Source organism: Methylobacterium sp. E-012 (genome assembly GCF_057836545.1).
In genome coordinates, this window is sequence record NZ_JBYQEY010000001.1 from 3,721,444 (window position 1) to 3,741,363 (window position 19,920).

18 protein-coding genes and 2 riboswitches are annotated in these 19,920 nt (G+C 73.2%); of the genes, 11 read left to right on the top strand and 7 right to left on the bottom strand.

The features are described from left to right. Positions 1-154: 154 nt before the first annotated feature. Entirely contained in the window at positions 155-490 is a 336-nt protein-coding gene (locus tag AC3IF1_RS18025) for a hypothetical protein (protein ID WP_489218719.1), read from the bottom strand. A gap of 155 nt (positions 491-645) precedes the next feature. Further along, positions 646-748, top strand: a riboswitch (glycine riboswitch). Between the two features lie 3 nt (positions 749-751). Further along, a riboswitch (glycine riboswitch) is annotated at positions 752-860 on the top strand. A gap of 70 nt (positions 861-930) precedes the next feature. On the opposite strand from AC3IF1_RS18025, the gene AC3IF1_RS18030 reads away from it, so the two are divergent. The 5 genes from AC3IF1_RS18030 to cobF all read left to right on the top strand — a co-directional run bounded on the left by AC3IF1_RS18030 (position 931) and on the right by cobF (position 6,614). Then, complete coding sequence (locus tag AC3IF1_RS18030; RefSeq protein WP_489218720.1) at positions 931-2,205, top strand: D-amino acid dehydrogenase; 1,275 nt, start codon at positions 931-933, stop codon at positions 2,203-2,205. Positions 2,206-2,368: 163 nt separating this feature from the next. Further along, positions 2,369-3,508 (top strand): threonine synthase, encoded by a 1,140-nt coding sequence (locus AC3IF1_RS18035; protein ID WP_489218721.1) that lies wholly within the window; start codon positions 2,369-2,371, stop codon positions 3,506-3,508. 35 nt (positions 3,509-3,543) lie between these two features. Continuing rightward, positions 3,544-4,665, top strand: coding sequence for a DSD1 family PLP-dependent enzyme (locus tag AC3IF1_RS18040; RefSeq protein WP_489218722.1), 1,122 nt, complete (start codon positions 3,544-3,546; stop codon positions 4,663-4,665). Between the two features lie 144 nt (positions 4,666-4,809). Next, positions 4,810-5,766: an ornithine cyclodeaminase family protein gene (locus AC3IF1_RS18045; RefSeq protein ID WP_489218723.1), complete on the top strand. Its 957-nt coding sequence runs from the start codon at positions 4,810-4,812 to the stop codon at positions 5,764-5,766. 59 nt (positions 5,767-5,825) lie between these two features. Then, complete coding sequence (cobF, locus tag AC3IF1_RS18050; protein ID WP_489218724.1) at positions 5,826-6,614, top strand: precorrin-6A synthase (deacetylating); 789 nt, start codon at positions 5,826-5,828, stop codon at positions 6,612-6,614. Between the two features lie 36 nt (positions 6,615-6,650). On the opposite strand, the gene AC3IF1_RS18055 is transcribed toward cobF, so the two are convergent. Then, the gene (locus AC3IF1_RS18055) at positions 6,651-6,905 is read right to left on the bottom strand and encodes a hypothetical protein (protein ID WP_489218725.1); all 255 of its coding nucleotides are present in this window, start codon (positions 6,903-6,905) and stop codon (positions 6,651-6,653) included. Between the two features lie 158 nt (positions 6,906-7,063). Continuing rightward, on the bottom strand, positions 7,064-7,903 hold the full coding sequence (locus tag AC3IF1_RS18060; RefSeq protein WP_489218726.1) for a TrmH family RNA methyltransferase: 840 nt from the start codon (positions 7,901-7,903) through the stop codon (positions 7,064-7,066). Between the two features lie 733 nt (positions 7,904-8,636). On the opposite strand from AC3IF1_RS18060, the gene AC3IF1_RS18065 reads away from it, so the two are divergent. The 3 genes from AC3IF1_RS18065 (at position 8,637) to AC3IF1_RS18075 (ending at position 10,955) form a co-directional block, all read left to right on the top strand. Beyond that, on the top strand, positions 8,637-9,725 hold the full coding sequence (locus AC3IF1_RS18065; RefSeq protein ID WP_243968818.1) for a replication protein RepA: 1,089 nt from the start codon (positions 8,637-8,639) through the stop codon (positions 9,723-9,725). A gap of 215 nt (positions 9,726-9,940) precedes the next feature. Next, entirely contained in the window at positions 9,941-10,498 is a 558-nt protein-coding gene (locus AC3IF1_RS18070; protein ID WP_489218727.1) for a hypothetical protein, read from the top strand. A 238-nt stretch (positions 10,499-10,736) separates the two neighbouring features. Continuing rightward, positions 10,737-10,955 (top strand): hypothetical protein, encoded by a 219-nt coding sequence (locus tag AC3IF1_RS18075; RefSeq protein WP_243968822.1) that lies wholly within the window; start codon positions 10,737-10,739, stop codon positions 10,953-10,955. Between the two features lie 22 nt (positions 10,956-10,977). On the opposite strand, the gene AC3IF1_RS18080 is transcribed toward AC3IF1_RS18075, so the two are convergent. The 4 genes from AC3IF1_RS18080 to argE form a co-directional block, all read right to left on the bottom strand. Beyond that, on the bottom strand, positions 10,978-11,313 hold the full coding sequence (locus AC3IF1_RS18080; protein ID WP_489218728.1) for a hypothetical protein: 336 nt from the start codon (positions 11,311-11,313) through the stop codon (positions 10,978-10,980). 989 nt (positions 11,314-12,302) lie between these two features. Continuing rightward, entirely contained in the window at positions 12,303-14,003 is a 1,701-nt protein-coding gene (locus AC3IF1_RS18085) for a DEAD/DEAH box helicase (RefSeq protein ID WP_489220415.1), read from the bottom strand. A gap of 33 nt (positions 14,004-14,036) precedes the next feature. Beyond that, entirely contained in the window at positions 14,037-14,984 is a 948-nt protein-coding gene (locus AC3IF1_RS18090) for a polysaccharide deacetylase family protein (protein ID WP_489218729.1), read from the bottom strand. Positions 14,985-15,195: 211 nt separating this feature from the next. Continuing rightward, a complete protein-coding gene (argE, locus tag AC3IF1_RS18095; RefSeq protein ID WP_243968828.1) occupies positions 15,196-16,395 on the bottom strand; it encodes an acetylornithine deacetylase in 1,200 nt (399 codons plus the stop codon). A 131-nt stretch (positions 16,396-16,526) separates the two neighbouring features. On the opposite strand from argE, the gene AC3IF1_RS18100 reads away from it, so the two are divergent. The 3 genes from AC3IF1_RS18100 to AC3IF1_RS18110 all read left to right on the top strand — a co-directional run bounded on the left by AC3IF1_RS18100 (position 16,527) and on the right by AC3IF1_RS18110 (position 19,879). After that, positions 16,527-16,823, top strand: coding sequence for a hypothetical protein (locus AC3IF1_RS18100; protein ID WP_243968830.1), 297 nt, complete (start codon positions 16,527-16,529; stop codon positions 16,821-16,823). Positions 16,824-16,890: 67 nt separating this feature from the next. Beyond that, positions 16,891-17,757 carry an alpha/beta hydrolase gene (locus tag AC3IF1_RS18105; RefSeq protein WP_243968832.1) on the top strand — a complete coding sequence of 289 codons (867 nt, stop codon included), beginning with the start codon at positions 16,891-16,893 and terminating at the stop codon, positions 17,755-17,757. 169 nt (positions 17,758-17,926) lie between these two features. Further along, a complete protein-coding gene (locus AC3IF1_RS18110; RefSeq protein ID WP_243968834.1) occupies positions 17,927-19,879 on the top strand; it encodes a sensor histidine kinase in 1,953 nt (650 codons plus the stop codon). Positions 19,880-19,920 lie beyond the last annotated feature (41 nt).

Sequence of the window (19,920 nt, forward strand, 5' to 3'; positions counted from 1 at the left end):
CGAGGGACTTAAAATCGATTGCCAGTCGTTTGGATCTCGCAGAGATTTGTCACTTCGACCGGTATTTTCGTATTGATAGGTTTATGATCGGTAACACATCGCCACGGATAGCGGCCGATCCGGGCCTGGATGTCCGGATGTCCGGAACGATGCGCTAATCGGCCGGCGGCAGGGTCCGGCCTTCGCTGACGAGGTGGTAGAACCGGCCGTCGAACATCTGCATCACCGCCTCGGTGGCGGCGTGGGATTCCGGGCGGATCGAAGAGGCCAGGCAGGCGTCGAGGGCCGCTTGGTCCAAAAAATCCATCTCCAGGATCATGGCGATCGGCCGCGCGTCGGGATCCTTGGAGACGAGACGCTGGACCCGCACCGCGGTCACCCCCGGGAAGCGCCGCCAGAACGGCTCCAGCTCCGCCCGCACCCGGCGGAAGAACGCCTCGTCCTGGCCGTCGCGCACCGTGCCCTCGTAGATCGCGGTCCTGGTGAGCATCGGGCGTCTCCTGAGGGATCCTCCGTCAACGGCCGGCGGCCGGGATCGCTCCCGGCCGGTGACAGCACGCACCCGCTGTCCGCCGAACGGGCAGGATGCGGGGAATCCGGGCTTCTCCCGCGCGGCCGAATCGGCGTATCGAGGGATCAGCCCATCGCGACGATGCGGGAGAGACCGGGATCGCCCCACAGAGGGGGACCCGGCGCCGACGGAGCAACCGCCCCGGAAACTCTCAGGCACCGGAACCGTGTCGTCAGGGCGATCTGGAGAGCGGTGCAGCGGGGATACCCGTGGGCACCCGCCGAAGGGGACGTTCGCGTGGAGCCTTGCCAGGGCCGCGCGGATCAAGCTCTCAGGCATCGGGACAGATGGGGCGCGAAAACCGGCCGACCGCGTGAGGGCGGCCTTCCCGCGTCCAGACGTTCCGGAGTTCCCGACCCATGACCCATATCGCCGTGATCGGCGCCGGCATCACCGGCGTGACGACCGCCTACGCGCTCACCCAGCGCGGCTACCGCGTCACCGTCCTCGACCGGCAGCGCTACGCCGCCATGGAGACCTCCTTCGCCAATGGCGGCCAGCTCTCGGCCTGCAACGCCGAGGTCTGGAACAAGCTCTCCACCGTGCTCCACGGCGTCCAGTGGATGCTGCGCCGCGACGCGCCGCTGCTGATGAACCCCACCCCCTCCTGGCACAAGCTGTCCTGGATGGCGGAGTTCATGCGGGAGATCGCCCATTACCGGGAGAACACCGTCGAGACCGTGCGGCTGGCGCTGAAGGCGCGGGCGGCCCTGTTCGCCATGGCGGAGGCGGAGGGCATCGATTTCGACCTGAAGACCCGCGGCATCCTGCATTTCTACCGGGACCGGGCGAGCTTCGAGAAGGCGCATGCCGTCAACGCCCTGCTGCGGGAGGGCGGGCTCGAGCGCCACGCCGTGACCCCCGAGGAGATCCGCACCCTCGAGCCGACCCTCGCCGGGACCTATCACGGCGGCTTCTTCACGCCCTCGGACGCCACCGGCGACATCCACAAGTTCACCCGCGGCCTCGCCGCCGCCTGCGCCCGCAAGGGTGTCCGCTTCATCCAGGACGCCACCGTCGAGACGATCGCGCCGGGGGAGGGGGGCTACGCCGTCGGCTGGCGGCAGGCGGGCCAGCAGGCCGACCATCCGGCCGGCGCCCAGCAGGTCCTGCACGTCGACGCCGTGGTGATCTGCGCGGGCTGCGCCAGCCGGCACTTCGCCGCGATGCTCGGGGACCGGGTCAACGTCTATCCGGTGAAGGGCTACTCGATCACCGTGAACCTGATGACGCCGGAGGCGCAGCGGGCGGCCCCCGAGGTGAGCATCCTCGACGAGGCGGCCAAGATCGTCACCAGCCGCCTCGGCGACGCGCGCCTGCGGGTCGCCGGCACGGCCGAGTTCAACGGCTTCAACCGCGACATCCGCCACGACCGGATCCAGCCGCTGGTCGATTGGACCCGGGAGCAGTTCCCGCTGGTCGACACCGACCGGGTGGTGGCCTGGAGCGGCCTGCGCCCGATGCTGCCGAACATGCTGCCCAAGGTCGGCCGGGGCCGCCTGCCGGGGGTCTTCTACAACACCGGGCACGGCCATCTCGGCTGGACGCTGTCCGGCGCCACCGCCGAGATCGTCGCCGGGGCGCTCGCCGCCGCGCACGCCCCGGAGGGGACCAGCCTGCCGCTCGCGGCCTGACCACCGCGCCGGCGCGGCGACCGGCGAAAACGATCCCGGTCCGGGGCCGGCCATACGGGGCCGGACCGGGATGAAACGCGCCGTCCTTTCGGGGGGACGGACGGCGCGTTTCCCCAGATTATTTTGTATTCTATCATCGAGACGCCCCGGAACCCGAGCCGCGATGCCCGCGCCCCCCGCCTATCTCGATCCCGTCACCCGGGAGACCTACCCGATCGAGACGCCCCGCTGGCGGGCGGATTCGGGCGGCCCGCTGATGATCACCGACCTACCGGGGATCGGCCGGGACGCGATCGACACGGGGGTGCGGTCCCTCTGGCGCTACGCCGCCGCGCTGCCGGTGGCGGTGGCCGACCCGGTCACGCTCGGGGAGGGCTGCACGCCGCTGGTGCGCCGGCCCTGGCGGGGCGGCCACGCCCATTTCAAGCTCGAATGGTTCGCCCCCTCGGGCAGCTTCAAGGATCGCGGCGCGTCCGTGATGCTGTCGATCCTGCGCCAGCAGGGGATCGACGCGGTGCTGGAGGATTCCTCGGGCAATGGCGGCGCCGCGGTGGCGACCTACGCGGCCGCCGCCGGGATGCGGGCCAGGATCCTGGTCCCGGCCTCGACCTCCCCGGCCAAGACCGTGCAGATGCGCGCCGTCGGCGCCGAGGTCGAGCTGGTCCCCGGCACCCGCCAGGACACCGCCGACGCCGCGATCCGGCAGTCCGACACGATCTTCTACGCCAGCCACAATTGGCAGGCCCATTTCCTCCAGGGCACCAAGACCCTCGCCTACGAGCTCTGGGAGGATCTGGGTTTCTCCGCGCCCGACAATGTCATCATCCCCTGCGGCGCGGGCAGCAACGTGCTCGGCTGCGACATCGGCTTCTCGGAGCTGCTGCGCCGGGGCGCGATCACCCGCCTGCCCCGCCTCTACGCGGTTCAGCCCGCCCATTGCGCGCCCCTGCACGCGGGGTTCACGGCCGGCGCCGCGGATTACGTGCCCGTCACCCCGCGCCCGACGCTGGCCGAGGGCGCATCGATCGCCCAGCCCGTCCGGGGCCGGGCGGTGCTGGCGGCCCTGCGCCGGTCCGGCGGCGGCACCGTGGCGGTCTCCGAAGCCGCGATCGAGGCGGCCCTGATGGCGCTCGCCCGCTCGGGCCTCTACGTCGAGCCGACCTGCGCGATGGCCGCGGCGGCGCTCACCGACCTCACCGCCGGCGGTGCGATCCGGCCCGGGGAGACCACCGTGGTGGTGCTGACCGGCACCGGCATCAAGGCGACGCCGCGCATCGCCGAGCTTCTGGGCCTCGCCCCCTGACGGGACCCGCCAATACAGATCCGGAGGAAACACCCATGCGCAACAACATCCCCGCCAGCGTCGGAATGCCGGTCGAGGAGGTCGACACCCCCTGCCTGCTGGTCGATCTCGACGCCCTCGAGCGCAACATCGACACGCTCGGCCGCTTCATGACGGAGCACGGCCTGCGCCACCGGGCCCACGCCAAGACCCACAAATCCTCCGACATCGCGGTGATGCAGATCGAGCGGGGCGGCGCCTGCGGCATCTGCTGCCAGAAGGTCAGCGAGGCCGAGGCCCTGGTGAGCGCCGGCATCCGCGACGTGCTGGTCTCCAACCAAGTGACCGCGCCGAAGAAGATCGCGCGCCTGGCGGCGCTGGCGACCCGGGCGCGGGTCCTGGTCTGCGTCGACGATTCCGGCAATGTCGACGCCCTCTCGGCGGCGGCCGTGACGTACGGCGTCACCCTCGAATGCCTCGTGGAGATCGATGTCGGCGCCGGCCGCTGCGGGGTCGCCCCGGGCGCGCCCGCGGTGGCGATCGCCAAAAAGATCGCGGCGGCGCCGGGGCTGACCTTCGCGGGCCTGCAGGCCTATCAGGGCAAGGCCCAGCACGTGCGCGACTACGCCGAGCGCAGGGCCCTGATCCAGGCGGCGATCGACGACACGAAGCGCACCGTCGACCTGCTGAAGGCGGAGGGTCTCGCCTGCGCCATCGTGGCGGGGGCCGGGACCGGCAGCTTCGCCCTGGAGGGCGGCAGCGGCGTCTACAACGAGCTGCAATGCGGCTCCTACGTCTTCATGGACGCGGATTACCAGCGGGTGAAGGACGCCGAGGGCCGGCCGATCGCGGATTTCGAGAACAGCCTGTTCATCTACACGGCGATCATGAGCAAGGCGAAGGCGGATGTCGCGATCTGCGATGCCGGCCTGAAGGCGCAGAGCATCGACAGCGGCCTGCCGAAGGTCTTCGGCCGGGACGACGTCGAATACATCAAGTGCTCGGACGAGCACGGGGTGCTCAGCGATCCCGGCAACGTCCTCAAGCTCAACGAGCGCCTGAAGCTGATCCCCGGCCATTGCGACCCGACGGTCAACGTCTACGACTGGTACGTGGGCGTGCGGAACGGCCGGGTCGAGGCGATCTGGCCGGTCACCGCCCGCGGCATGACGTTGTAGATGGGTTTCCAAAGGGCCTTCGGCCCTTTGGCGGGGTATCGGGGCGGCGCCCCGATACCGGGCGAAGCCCGGCGGCAGGGCTCTGCCCTGCACCCGCAAAAGGTCTCGACCTTTTGAAACCTTAACTTTGGAGGTCTTCACGTCATGCGCTTCATCTCGGAGGACGAATCGGCGGCGCTGGTCGATCACGCCATGGCGTTCGAGGCGGCCCGGGAGGCGCTGGTCGCCGCGGTGGCGCCGGGCACCACCCTGTTCCCGGCGGTGCTCGGGCACGGCTCGGAGCCGGCCAACCGGTTCTCGATCAAGTCGAGCTCGACCGCCGGTTACGCGGGCCTGAAGGTCGGCTCGTTCTGGCCCGGCAACCCGGACCGGGGCCTGCCCCGGCACAATTCGGTGATCCTGCTGTTCGACCAGGCGGTCGGCCGCATCGACACGGTGATCGAGGCGGGCCGCGTCAACGCCTACCGCACCGCCGCCGCCGACGCGGTGGCGGCCAGCGTCCTCGCCCGTCCGGATTCCACGGTGCTCGCCGTGTTCGGGGCCGGAAACCAGGCGGCGTTCGAGTGCGCGGCGCTCGCCCGGGTGCTGCCGATCCGCCAGGTCCTGGTCGTGGCCCGGGACACGGCCAAGGTCGCGGGCTTCGCCGAGCGCTTGGCGGGGCAGGGGGGATCCGGGATCGCGGTGCGGGCCGCCGCCGCCCGGGAGGCCTGCGCGGCCGCCGACGTGATCGTCACGGCGACGCCGGCGCGCGCCCCGCTGTTCGAGGACGCGTGGGTCCGCCCCGGCACGCATGTCGCCGCCATGGGGGCGGACGCGACGGGCAAGCAGGAGCTGCCCCCCGCCCTGCTGGAGCGGGCGCAGCTGTTCTGCGACCTGCCGGAGCAGGCGCGCACCCTCGGCGAGTTCCAGCACGCCTCCGCGCGCGCCCTGGCGGCCCTGCGGGCGATCGGCGACGTGCTCCGGGCCGGGGAGGGGGGCCGGACCGATCCGGAGGCGATCACGGTGTTCGACTCCTCCGGCATCGCCCTGCAGGACCTGACCATCGCCCGGGCGATCCTGGCCAAATGGGCGTCCAGAGGGCATGACCCCTCCGGCGGGTGATCGGGGCGCAAGCCCCGCACCCGCAAACGGTCGGGGCCCCTTTGAAACCGGGATTGCGCATGCAGGACAGGCAGATCCGGGTCATCGGGATCGGCACCGGCGATCCCGAGCACCTGACCCTCCAGGCGGTGCGGGCGCTCTCCGACATCGACGTCGTGTTCGTGCTCGACAAGCGCGCCGAGACCGCCGACCTCGTGGCGATCCGCAAACGGATCTGCGCGGCCCATATCCGGAAAGCCCATCGGGTCGTCACCGTGGAGGACCCGCCCCGGGAGCGCCGGCCGGCCGATTACGGGAGCACCGTCGAGGCCTGGCACGCGGCCCGGGCCGCGCGGCTGGAGGCGGCCTTCGCGGCGGAGCTCGGGGCCGGGCAGATCGGGGCGATCCTGGTCTGGGGGGACCCGGCCCTCTACGACAGCATCCTGCGGATCCTCGACCGGATCGCCGCCCACGGACGCGTGGCCTTCGCCCGCACGGTGATCCCCGGCCTGTCCAGCGTGCAGGTGCTCGCCGCCCGCCACGGGGTGCCGCTGAACGGCATCGGCGGCGCGGTGCTGATCACCACCGGCCGGCGCCTCGCGGCCGGCTGGCCCGACGGCGCCGACAGCGTCGTGGTGATGCTCGACGGCGATCCGAGTTTCGCCCATCTCGATCCGGACCTGGCGATCCACTGGGGCGCCTATCTCGGCGGCCCGGACGAGATCCTGATCGCCGGCCGGCTGGGCAGCGTGGGCGACGAGATCCGCCGGATCCGGGCGGAGGCCCGCAGCCGGCACGGCTGGATCATGGATATCTACCTGCTGCGCCGTGACCGCGCCGCCGCGGACAGCAAGGACGCGGCCTACTGATCGGAACCGGGACGACGCTCGACGCGGCGCCCCCGGTCAGTCGGGGATCGCGAAGCCGATCGACAGGCACAGGGCCGCCACCGCCGTCAGGGCCATTGCGGCCTGCCGGACCTGATGCCAGCGCGCGTTGCGCGCACGTTCCTCGGAACTGGCGCCCAGTTGCAATTCGTCGTCGAACCCCCTCACGAAGGATTCGAAGTTCGGGAAGGCCCGGCGCGCGAGCCAGATCCACACGCCGACGGCGACGAGGCTGAAGGCCCAGCCCCCGTAGGTAAACGCATCGTCCAGCATCCGGCGCGTGCCTCTGAGCCTACGCCCCCCTCGCCACCCGTTCTACGGAAGGTTGAGGAGTTTGCCTAGGCGGGACAGCGGCGTCCGCGGCCGGTTTGGTGTTTCCGAACGTGTCCGGCGCAACGCCCCGGAACCCCGTCGCGCCGCTCCGCGACGTTTCAGGCCCGGCCCAGGGCGTAGAGGGTGATGGCGGCGGCGTTCGAGACGTTGAGGCTGCGGATCGCCCCCGAGAACGGGATCCGGGCCAGGACGTCGCAGCAGCCCCGGGTGCGCTCGCGCAGGCCCTTGCCCTCGGCGCCCAGCACGATCACCAGCGGCCGGGCCACCGTCAGCGCGTCGAGGCTCTCCGGCGCGTCGGAATCGAGCCCGACCCGCGTGAACCCCCGCTCGCCCAGGGCGATCAGCGCCTCGGCGAGGTTCCGGACGGTCACGAACGGCACGTGCTCCAGCCCGCCGGAGGCGGATTTCGCCAGGACCCCGGTGGCGCCCGGCGCGTGGCGCGCGGTGGTGAGGATGCCGGACACCCCGAAGGCCGCGGCGGTGCGCACGATGGCCCCGACATTGTGCGGGTCGGTGATCTGGTCGAGGGCCAGCAACAGGGCGTCGGCCGGCAGGTCGTCGAGCCCGGGGGCGGGCAGGGGCTCCGCCTCGAGATAGAGGCCCTGGTGGACCGCGTCCGGGCCGAGCAGCCGGCCGATCTCGCTCGGGCGGACCAGTTCCGGGGTGATCCGCAGGGCGCCGCCGAACTCCGCCTCCAGCCGCGCGGCCGCGTTCTCGGTGGCGAGCAGCCGATGCAGGCCGCGGGCCGTGTTGCCGAGTGCCTGGACCACGGGATGCCAGCCGTAGAGCACCGCAGGTCCGTCGTCGTCGAGGTCCCGCCGCGGTCCCTTCGTGAAGGACCGGTTCCCGGGCCGGGTGCCCGGCCCCCGGGGTCCGGACGGACGGGGGCGGGGCGGCCGGCCTTCGGGGGAACGGCCGTCGGTGCGGCGGTCCGTCATCGGAACGCGATCGGGAAGCGGGGCATCGGCTCGGCCTTTCTGAACGCCCTCTCGGGCGCTCCCGAGAAACCGGGCGGCGCGGTCCGCGTCAAGGCGCCCGTGGGCGACCGGGTCGGGAGCGGGGATGCGGCCGTGCCGTGGTCCCGGGCGGATCCGGAATGTGGACAAGACCGGCATATTCCCTTGAAACCATGTGCAGACGTGCCCGTCCAGAGGTGCGTTCGTCAGAACGAACGAGCTCCGACGAACTAGGAAGATTATCTGTAAGAATCTCTCAGAGAGTCAGTTCAGCAAGCTATATGGGTGCGAAATTCGTGAGCTGCGCCAGGGCATTGAGCCCGTTTCTCGTATCCAACTCTGCGCGGTCGCGCATCGAACTCTGCGCCCGGACGTATCGGAGTCTGCGCCGGCGCGGCACGGCGGCGTATCGGAGTCTGCGCGGCGGCGTATCCGATTCGGCGCGGATTCGAGCCGGGCGCGGTGGATAGCGGGGACGGAATGCGCACCCCCGGCCGTATCGAACTCTGCGCCGGATGCGGCGACCGATCCGGGCCGTATGCAAGTCTGCGCGCTCGGCTGTCCGCGGCCCCGGGAAACGGGGCGGGAAGCGGGGATTACCGGGACAAGCCGGACCGCCCCCGGACTTCGGCGGCCGAATCGTGGCATGGCAGGATCGGGCCGCCCTCCCGTCTGCCGGGAAGGCGCGCGTCCGTGCGATTCGGGCCGAGGGGCGATGGGCATCGAGGAGAAGATCGCCGACATCCACGATCCGGACCTGCGGGCCGAGGTCGAGGCGGCGCGCGGCGGCTTCCTGTTCGCGCAGATCGTCGAGCACGTCCTGCATCGCCAGCGCGAGCGGGACGCACAGGCCGCCCTCCTGGGGGAGGCGGAACTCCGCCGCGCCGCCCTCTCGCGCGACCAGCGCCGCCGCGACGCCGTGCGGCTCGTGATCGAGAGCGAGCCGGCGCTGCCGTCGAGCCTCCAGCACATCCACTCGGTGCTGGCCCTGTGCGGCCTGCCCTACCGCGACCCCGGGCCGGTCCGCGAGTTCTCGCGGACCTACGGGCGCAACTCGCTCAGCCTGATCGCCGGACGGATCAAGGACCCCGAAACCGGCGCCTTCACGCCCCAGGGGCTGCCCTACGGGCCGAAGGCCCGGCTGGTGCTGCTCCACCTCTGCACCGAGGCGGTGCGCCAGCGCAGCCCCACCGTGAAGGTCGCCGAGACCCTGTCGGGCTTCATGCGCGAGATGGGCTTCGCGGTCACGGGCGGCGAGCGCGGCACCATCCGCCAGTTCAAGGAGCAGCTGAACCGCCTGGCCGCCTGCTCCATGCAGATCGGCCTCTGGGACGGGCGCGACAGCGCCACCACCCTCAACGTCCCGCCGTTCCGCAGCCTGGAACTGTGGCGCCCCCGCGCCGGCGAGGGCGACGACACCGCGGGGCGCACCGTGCGCTTCGATCCGGAATTCTACGAGACCCTGATCCGGCACGCCCTGCCGGTCGACGTCCGGGCCGCCCGCGCCTTCTCGGGCTCGGCGCGCAAGCTCGACCTCCTGTTCTGGACCGGCTACCGGCTGCGGTCCCTGCAGCGGCCGCTGCGGCTGACATGGTCCAACCTCCACGCGCAGTTCGGCGCCGAGAACGCCTCGATCCGCAGCTTCCGGCAGGCGTTCAAGGCGGATCTCGCCCATCTGCGCGAGGTCTTCCCCCGCCTGCCGATGATGCTGGACGACGGCGGCCTGACCCTGCACCCGGCCGATCCGAGCGCGCTGCTGGTTCCGCCCCGGCCGGCGGCCAAGGGAATACGGGCGCGGCGCTGAGGGACCGGCCCGGCGGGCGGGCGGCGATCCCTGATACGCGCGGCAGACCGCGCTCGATCCGTGGGCCGGCCGGGCACCGGACAAGCACGATGGAATATTTTATCTGACCGGTCGGCCTGGTAGGAATATTCTGGAAGGCCCGCACGGAAGGTAGCGACCTCTGTTCCCTAGGAATGGAAAGCGTGTATGTTCCCTCCGACGAGAGGGAATGGCCGATGGGATTGTCCGACGCCGAGATCGCGATGCGGCTCGAAGCCTTGCGCCGGCAGCGCGAGGCGCTCGATCGGGACATCGCGGACCTCATCCTGTACCGCGACCTCGGCCGCCGCCTGGGGGCAGGGGCCGCGACCCGCGACCGGACGCCCGAACCGGGTGCCGGCCCCGCCGATGGTCCGGCGCCCGAGCCGGACGCGGTCCCGCTCCCCGCACCGCCAATCGCGGGGCGCGCGTCCGGCGGCGGATCCTCCGGGACCGCGGAGACGCGCGGGGCGGTCCCGCCGGCCGTGGCCTTCACGGAGGATGCGGCCGGTGCCCGGCGCTACGGGCGGGCCCTGGTCCAGGCCGCCTGCACGGCGATCGCGCAGGCGGGCCGGCCGCTGCACGCAGCCGAGATCCTGGAACGCCTCCTGGCCCAGGGCTTCACCCTGCCGGGCCGGGATCCCGTGGCGGCCCTCAACACCCGCCTGTGGAAGCGGTCCGGCCCGGGCGGACCCCTGCGCCGCGTCGGCGAGGCCACCTATGCGCTGGCGACCCCGGATTCGACGCCCGCGTGACCCTGCGCGGACGGGTCACGAACGCGTGACGGATCGCCGGCCGCGGGGCCGGGTCCCCCATATTGGGGTCGCGCGGCGGGCGAGCCGGATCGTACCGTCGCCGCGGCAGGGCGAGCCGCCGTCTCGAAGGCGGCGGCATGGACCGTGCCGGAGATGGACCGCGCCGGAGATGGGCCGTTCGGGCCGGGGAGGGGACCATGGGCGGGATCGACCGGGATCGGAGCCCCGGAGGCGGGTGGTGACGCCGGCCCTCGTGAGCCCGGCGGCGCAGGCCTGCGCCTTCGTGCTCGGTTGCGCGGTGATCCATGCCGCCCGGGCGCACGCGGAACTCCTCACGCGCCTGCTCGTCGCCGCGGCGATCGGCGCGGCCGTGCTGGTGCTGCTCGTCGCCTCCCTCGCCTACGCGCCGGGGGCCGACGAGACCTTCGACGAGGTTTCGGTCTACGCGGCCTCGTGAGCCCCGCGCCGGACCGGCCGGCTCAGTTGATCAGGCAGAAGCCGGCGCCGGTCCCGACCCGGCGATCCTGGGCGCACCAGGGCCGGGCGGGCGCGGACTTCAGGTCGGCGAGCGCCTGTTTCCCACCCGGATCGCCGCGTGCCGCGCGGGCCCCGAGGGGGGACTGGCCGGCCCTGGCGCCGACCGGCACGGCCGGGCCGGCGTCGGGGCGGTCGGTATCGGCTCCCCGTTCAGGCGCAACGAGGCTCGGCTGCATCAGATCGGGGGGCGCCAGGGTTGCGAGCCCCGGCATGTCCTGCGCGGCGGCGGCGCCGCACAGGATCAGACAGGCGGCGGGCGCCGCGAGGAACCTGAGCATCGACGAAGCTCCTGCCGAGAATGACCCTGTCGGCCAGGCCTGCGCAGCAGGACCGACCGGCGGGGCGACCCTAGGCGGCGGCGCGTTAAGAGCGTGCCAAGATTTAGGATTAACCAAGTCCCAAGTTCGTATATCGGTCTGGTCTATGAAAACGATCGGACCCTGCCGGATGTGCGGCCGATCGATACGTTCGATTCCCCGGGCGCGACGGCCTATCCCGACCGCCGGGGGCGGCACCGTCCGGGGCGATGCGGAAGCCGCTGCCGGACCGACCGGGCGCGCGTGCCGCGCGGTCCCCGAAGTGACCCCCGATCCGGCTGAGCGGTGGTGACCGGCCACCGCACCGACTCGGGGCTCTGCCCCGAGACCCCGCCAAAGGGATGATCCCGTTGAAATCCACGGGATCGGGTCGACAGGCGATCCTGCGCGGCAACGGGCGCGATCACAGTCCATCATCCTGATCCCGACTTTCAGGACGATGCCCTCAAGCCACGATCTCACCGTGGCCCCATCCCGGGCGACCACCGCCAAGGCCGGCAGGCGACCGGAGCGGCGTCCGACCGGCGGGGAGGGGACCCAACCGGCCCTGCCCCCGATCGACGGCGCGGTCCGATCCGTCCAGCCACGGGGCTGCCTCCGACTCCGAGGCGGACGATCTCCGACACCGCCGTCCCGGCGGAGCGGCGGCCCGGCTTCGGTCCGGCGACGCCGGAACCGCCGACAGACCGCAAGACGACACCCCGGCTGCTCTCGGCCCATGCCCATCCGGAATTCGCATAAGATATATTATGGAACTAGACGCATCGATGCGGCGGGGTGAGGGGGCCTGGATCGCCGTGCGGCGGCGGTAATCCAGCCTTTGGAAATCCAGCCTTCGGGAACGCTGCGGCGGACGGGGCGGCGTGCTCCGCCGGACTCGCCGAGGCTGCGCTGAATCTGCACCGGGCCGGCCGGGCGAGGGCGGTCCCAGTCCCCTCCCCGCGCGGATGTCACGCGTCGTACCCGGGCCGCCGCCGCACTGCGCCGAGAATCCGCCCGTCCGGCGCCCGGCACTCGATCTGCTCCGACAGCCGGCCGGGCCGGATCCGGATCGCCGCCGGCCGGGTCAGGCAGGCGGCGCGGTCTAGGAACCCGGCTGCGGTCATCGGCGCGTCCCGGCCGCCGCCGAGGCCGCGCCACCAGTGCACCGCCTTCTCGCGCTCGTAGCCGCTCCGCTCGGGTCGCAGGCGCACGTGCCAATCGGCCTCCGCGGCGCCGTCCCGCCAGCCGATCACGAGGTCGAGTCCGTCCGGCGCGGCCTGCAGGCTCAGCCCCGTGACCGGATGCCAGGCGGGCTCCGGCGCGGGGGCAGGGCCGCCCGGTCCGATGCCGTGCCCGCCGAGATCGGTCGAGAGGATCAGCAGCGCGTCGTCGGCCGCCGCGTCGTGCGGGGGCAGGGCCTCCGCCTCCGGCTCGGTCCAGCAGGCCTCGCAGGTCGAGGCGTTGAGGGCGATCAGGGCACCGCAGCCGGGGCAAGGCTTGGCGCGCAGGCCCCCTGCCCCGCCGCGCAGTTGGCCCTGCACCTCGGCGGCGCTCCGGACGGTGACGGCGTCCACCGGGCCGTGCATCCGCACCAGCCCGGCATAGTCGAGGATCAGCGCGTCGGCCTTGTCCGGCGCGCAGCGCAGCGCCCGGCCGACCTGCTGCACGTAGAGCCCGGTGCTGCGGGTCGGGCGCAGGAGCGCCACAAGATCGACCTCGGGAACGTTGAAACCGGTGCCGAGCACCCCCACCGAGGTCAGGCAGCGGGTCCGTCCGGCCCGGAACCCCGCCACGATCCGGTCGCGCTCCCGGCGGGGCGTCTCGCCCGAGACGGTCTCGCAGGCATAGCCCTCCGCCCGCACGGCGTCGCGCACGGAATCGGCATGGGCGAGGCCGGCGCAGAAGGCGAGCCACGCCCGCCGCCCCCGGCCATAATCCACCAGTTCCGCGACCGCGGCCCGGGTGATCCCGTCGCGGTTGACCGCCGCCTCCAGCTCCCCCGGGATGTAGTCGCCCCCGCGCCGTCCGACCCCGGAGACATCGAGCTGGGTCAGCGTCGCCTTGGACACGAGGGGCGCCAGAAACCCCCGCCGGATCAGGTCGAACGTGTCGGCCTCGTAGGCGATCCCGGAGAACAGGCGGCCCGCGCCTTCGTCGAGGCGACCGGAATCGAGGCGGTAGGGGGTCGCGGTGAAGCCCGCCACCCGCAAGCCGGGGGTCGCCGCCCGCAGGCCCGCCAGGAACCGGCCGTAGCGGGTGTCGGCGGCGCGGGGGATCAGGTGGGCCTCGTCGACGATCACGAGGTCGCGCGGACCCACCGCGTCGAGCCGGTCGGCCACCGACTGGATGCCGCAGACCAGCACCTGCGCCCCGGCCTCCCGCCGCCGGAGCCCGGCGGAGAAGATCCCGGCCGGCGCCTCCGGCCAGTAGCGGGTCAGTTCGGAAAAGTTCTGGGCGACGAGCTCGCGGCTATGGGTGACGATCGCCACCCGGGCGCGGGGGTTTTCGGCGAGCGTCTCCCGGGCGAGGGCGGCGATGACCAGGGCCTTGCCGGCCCCGGTGGGCAGCACGACCAGGTGGCCGGGCGCCGCCGCGTCGCCCCCTCCCCGCCCCCAGGCGGCCGAGAGCGCGTCGAGGCTGGCGCGCTGATAGTCCCGCAGGCGCAGCATGGCGGCGGTCTGGAGCATCGTCCTGACGGATGGTCACCGGGTTTCGGAGAAAGACGATGCGGTGTCAAAGGCCGACGGCCTCGGCCCGGTTCCGATCTCGGGGCCGGGGCCGGGGCCGGGGACCTGCGCGGCGATCGCCCCCGCGGTGGTGAGCCAGATCCGGTCCCGGTGGGCCGCGATGTGGGCCAGCGCCGCCCGGAGCGGCCGCAGCCGGTGGGGCTGCCCGACGATGTAGGGGTGGAGCGCGATCCCCATCACCAGGGGGGCCGTGGCGGATTGCTCCAGCATCTCGTCGAAGGCGTCGACGAGCGCATCGGCGAACTGGCGGCCCGTCTCCTTGCGGGCGACGATCGCCGGGATGTCGTTGAGTTCCTGCGGGTAGGGCACGGCGAGGATCCGGCCGCCGCCGCGGGTCGCCATCCAGGTCGGCTGGTCGTCGTGACACCAGTCGAGCAGGTAGCGGTAGCCGGCCTCGGCGAGCAGGTCTGGCGTGACCCGCGACTGGGAGATCCACGGGCCGAGCCAGCCCGCGGGCGCCCGCCCCTCCTGCCGGGTCAGGATCGCGGTGGCCTCCGCGATCAGGGCGCGCTCCTCCGCCTCCGGCAGCGTCCCCTGGCGCTCGGCATTGGTGCGGCCGTGGCCGACGATCTCGTCGCCCCGCGCCCGGAAGGCCTCGATCAGGCCGGGGCAGTCCCGGTAGAGCCGACTGTTCACCAGGACGCTCGCCGGCAGGGCCAGGGCCTCGAGGGTGTCGCGCAGCCGCCACGCCCCGATCCGGTTGCCCCAGTCGCGCCAGCCGTAATTCAGCACGTCGGGCTGCGGGCCGCCCGGGGCGAGTTCGGCCCCGAGCCCCGCCCCGAAATCGAAGGTCTCGAGATTGAGCCCGACATAGACCGCGAGCCGCCGCCCGCCGGGCCAGTCGTAGACCGGCCGGTCGGGAAGGGCGCTGTAGGCGTAGCGGCCGTGCCGGGGATCATCCATCGCGGGGTCCGGGGTTCGGATCAGATCCCCGCGAGATAGGGCGGCGTATCGGCGAAAATCATGGTTTCGAAAGGTCGAGACCTTTCGCGGGTGCAGGGCAGAGCCCTGCGGTACGGCTCTTCCACCCCCTCGCGAGGGCGTGGAAGAGCCGTTCGTCGGGGTTTCACCCCGACACCCCACCAAAGGGCACGCCCTTTGGGATCCCCTGATTTCAGGTCCGGCAGGTCGCGATCAGGCGGCGCACGAAGCCCGCGCAGGCGTCGAGCTCGGCCCGGGTCACGTACTCGTCGGCCCGGTGGGCGCGGGCGATGGAGCCGGGGCCGATCACCACGGCGGGCACGCCGCCGAGCCGCTCGAACAGGCCGCCCTCCGTCCCGTACGAGACCTTGGAATGGCCGTTGCGGCCGGCGAGCCCCTTGGCCAGGGTCACGATCGGCGCCTCCGGGTCGGTGTCGAGGCCCGGATAGTCGATCAGCGGCTCGACTTCGACGCCGCAGGCCGGGTCCACGGCCCGCATCAGCGGCGCCAGCGTGTCGGTGGCGTAGGCGATCGCCGAAGCCGCCAGGGCCCCGGCATCGTCCGCGCCGATCGCCCGGTACTCGAAGCTGACGCTGCAGGTGTCGGGCACGATGTTGAGCGCCGCGCCGCCCTGGACCACGCTCGACAGGCCGGTGGTGTGGGGGACGTCGTAGAGGCCGTCGCGGGCGCCGTCCCGGGCGAGCGCCTCCGCGGACAGCCGGACATGCTCGATGAACCGGGCGGCGTATTCCACCGCGTTGACGCCCTGGGGCGCCAGGGCCGAGTGGCTGGCCTTGCCCCGGAAGGTGAGGCGGGCGGCGGCCTTGCCCTTGTGGCCGACCACCACCTCCATCCCGGTGGGCTCGCCCACGAAGCAGCCGAGCGGCCGGGGTACGCGCTCCAGCATCCGGGCGATCAGCGGCCGCACCCCGAGGCAGCCGACCTCCTCGTCGTACGAGATCGCGAGGTGGAGCGGGGTGGCGAGGTCCGCCGCCGCCATCTCGGGCAGGAGCGCGAGGCAGACCGCCAGGAACCCCTTCATGTCGGAGGTGCCCCGCCCGTAGAGCCGGCCCCCCGCCTCCCGCAGGGTGAACGGGTCCGACGACCAGGGCTGGCCCGCCACCGGCACCACGTCGCTGTGGCCGGAGAGCACGTAGCCGGGGCGGCTCGCGAACGGGCCGAGGCTGACGAGCAGCGCGGCCTTCCGGCCGGTCTCGTCCGGCACCCGTTCCACCGCGGCGCCGTGGCGGCGGCAATAGGCCTCCGCCCAGTCGATCAGCGGCCGGTTCGAGCGGTCGCTCACCGTATCGAAGCCGACGAGGGTTGCCAGCAGCGCCACCGGGTCGGGGGCCTCGGCGGCGCGCGGGGCGGCGTTCTGTCCGGGCTCTGTCATGGACCGCGCGAATCATCAGGAGGGACCGGCCGGGACTGTACGGGGTTTTCGGCCGTCGGGGGATCCCGGAACCGGAGGACCGCCCGCCGCGTAGCTGCCGGTGCAGGCCCCTCCCGTCGAGCCCGAGACCCATGCGCCCCCCGCCCAAGGCGATCTTCCCGGCCCTGATCCTCCCCCTCCTCCTGCTGACCCTGGCCCGCGCCGAGGCCCGGCCACAGCCGGGGCGGCATCCACGGCCGGCCTCCGAGATGGACCGGACGCTCGCCCGGATGGCCGACCGCGACCGGCTGCGGGACTGGCGGGCCTGGCAGGAGCCGCGGCCGTTCGCCCGGATCTTCGCCCCGGCCACGCGCGAGCGGGTCGCGGCGCCGCCCTTCACGGGCTGGGGCTACGGCGGGACGATTCCGGGAGCCTGGCCGGGTTACTGACCCGCCTCGACCCGATCCCGGCATCCTGCCATGGTGCGGGTGATGGGGATGCCGGAGACAACCCACGATGGTTCTGGACTTCCGCCTGGACGATCCGACCCCCGCCGATCCGCGCCGCCACTGGACCGCCCTCGATCCGGAGGCGCGGGACGCCTGCTACGACAACACCCGCGCGGTGGCCGACAGCGCCCGGCAGATCGCGGCCCGGGACGCCGCCTCGGCCGCCTACCGGGCCGCGCATCCGGGGCATCTCGACCGGCCCTACGGCCCGGGCGCCCGCAACGCCCTCGACCTCTATCCGGCCCGGGACGGCACCGCGCCCTGCCTGGTCTTCCTCCACGGCGGCTACTGGCAGCGGGGCGCCCGGGAGCTGTTCGCCTGCTTCGCGGAAGGACCGAACGCCGCCGGCTGGTCCGTGGCGATGGTCGGCTACACCCTCGCCCCGGAGGCGCGCCTCACTCAGATCGCGGCCGAGATCGGCACGGCCCTCGACTGGCTCGCCGCGCAGGGGCCCGCCCACGGGATCCGCGGCCCCCTGGTGCTGTCGGGCTGGTCGGCGGGGGCGCTGCTCACCGCGGTGCAGCTCGGCCACCCGGCCGTGGCGGCGGGGCTCGCCATCTCGGGCGTCTACGATCTCGCGCCGATCCGCCAGACCGGTCTCGACGCCAAGCTCGGCCTCAGCGACGCGGAGGTCGAGACCCTCTCGCCCCTGCGCCTGCCGGCGGTGGGCAAGCCCCTGTGCATCGCCTACGGCACCGGCGAACTGCCGGCTCTGATCCACGATGCCCGCAACCTGCATGCCCTGCGGGCGGCCGCCCACGCCCCCGGGCCGCTGCTGCCGGTGCCCGGAGCCGAGCACTTCTCGGTCCTCGACGCCCTGCGCCGGCCGGACGGGATCCTGGTCCGGGCGGCCCACGCCCTGCTGGTGGGCTGAAGGATCCGGGGCGGCCGGGTCATATTTGCAACTCAGGATGGAGATTCCGCATCCCCCTGAGGCGCCGCACCCTTGTTGCGCCCACCGGTGCGTGCTCAGACGGTGGGACGACGGCTTGAAGTCGAGAAGGCTTGGTCGACGGAGACGGGCCGGATCCGCGGGAGATCGGATGCAAGCGGTCGCGCGATCGAAATCCCCTTCTGCAGCCCCTTCTGCGACCGCGTCTACGGCCGGGCCGGCCGATCCCCCGGGCCGGACCGATCCGCGCCGCGGGTTTCCGGTGCCGCGGCTGCGCGTGGTCCTGGCGCTGGGCTTCGGCACCCTCGGCTTCCTGGCCACCCTGGCACTCGCCGCCCTGGTGAGCCGCGAGGCGAGCCGCCGCCTCGAGGCGGAGGTCGGCGGCCAGCTCGCCGAGATCGCCGGCCAGATGGCCCGCAGCCTCGATCTCGGGATGTTCGAGCGCTGGCGCGACATCCAGATCGCCGCGGCCTCGGACAGCCTGCGCGATCCCGGCATCGGGCCGGCCGCCAAGCGCGCCCTGATGGAACGCATGCAGGCGACCTATCCGGCCTACGCGATCATCGGGCTGATCGATGCGGACGGGCGCGTCGCGGTGACCAGCACCGGGGCCCTGGAGGGGACGGACGTCTCCGGCCGGTCCTATTTCCGCCGCGGCCGCGAGACCCCGTTCGTGGAGGACGTGCACCCGGCCAAGCTCCTGCAGGCGGTCTTGGCCCCGGGCCATGCGGCCCGTGAACCCGGTCCCGTCCATGAGCCCGGCCCTGCCCATGAACCCCGCCCCGTCCATGAACCCCTGCGCCTCCTCGACGTCGCGGCCCCGGTCCGGGCCGCGGACGGGCGCGTCGTCGGCGTGCTCGCCGCCCATCTCGACTGGACCTGGGCGCGCGACATGGCCCGCACCCTCGAAGGCTCGCTCCGGGGTCGCCGCGAGGGGGCCGAGATCCTGATCCTGGCCCGCGACGGCACCGTGCTCCTCGGGCCCCCCGCCCTGCTGGGCGGCCCCCTGCCCCGGGACGCGCTGGCGGGCGGGCGGGTCCTCGACCCGCAGGGCACGAGCCGGGTCGGTCCCTGGCCCGATGGCACCGCCTATCTCAGCGCGCGCGCCGCGACGGCGGGCTACCGCGACTATCCCGGCCTCGGCTGGCAGGTGGTGGTGCGCCAGACCGCCGACCGGGCCCTGGCGGCGGCGGCGGCCCTGCGCGGGGACATCCTGGCGGCGGGCAGCGCGGTGGCGCTCGCGGCGGCGCTGCTCGCGTGGCTGCTCGCCGGCCTGATCGCCCGCCCCCTGCGGGACTTGGCGGCCGCGGCCGGGGCGCTGGGCCGCGACCGACCCCTGCCGCCGCTCCCCCGCTCCCTCGTGTGCGAGGGCGAGATGATCGCCGACGCCCTGGGCGCGGCGGCCGACGAGCTCGCCCGGCGCGCGGAGGCCCACCGGCTGCTGATCGACGAGCTCAATCACCGGGTGAAGAACACCCTGGCGACCGTGCAGTCGATGGCGGCCCAGAGCCTGCGCAATCTCGGCGGCGGGGCCGCGGCCGGGCGCGACGCCTTCGAGGCGCGGCTCCTCGCCCTGTCGCGCGCCCACGACATCCTGACCCGGGAGAGCTGGGCGAGCGCGGATCTGCGCAGCGTGGCCGACCAGGCCGTCCGTCCCTTCCTGGGGGAGATTTTTCCCGCGGAGGCCGCCTCCGGCGGGGCGTCGCCCCGCCTGTCCCTGGAGGGCCCCGACCTGCGGCTGCCGCCCGAAGGGGCGCTCGCGCTCACGATGATCCTGCACGAATTGTGCACCAACGCGGTCAAGCACGGCGCCCTGTCGGTCCCGGGGGGCCGGGTAGCGCTGGCCTGGACGCTGGAGACCGGTCCGGGCGCCCGGACCCTGCGGCTGAGCTGGCGCGAGCGCGGCGGTCCCCCGGTCGTGCCCCCGGCCCGGACGGGATTCGGCACGCGCCTCCTGGAGCGGGGCCTGGCGGGTCGAAACTCGGCCCGTCTCGCCTACGAGGCCGACGGCTTCGTCTACGTGGCGGCGGTCCCCCTGCCGGTGGCCCGCGCGGAGGCCGTGGCACCGCCGCCGGGCCTGCGGGCCAGGCAATCCCGCTCCTGATCCCGCTCTTGATCTCGTTCCTGGCCCGACAGCGGAACGCG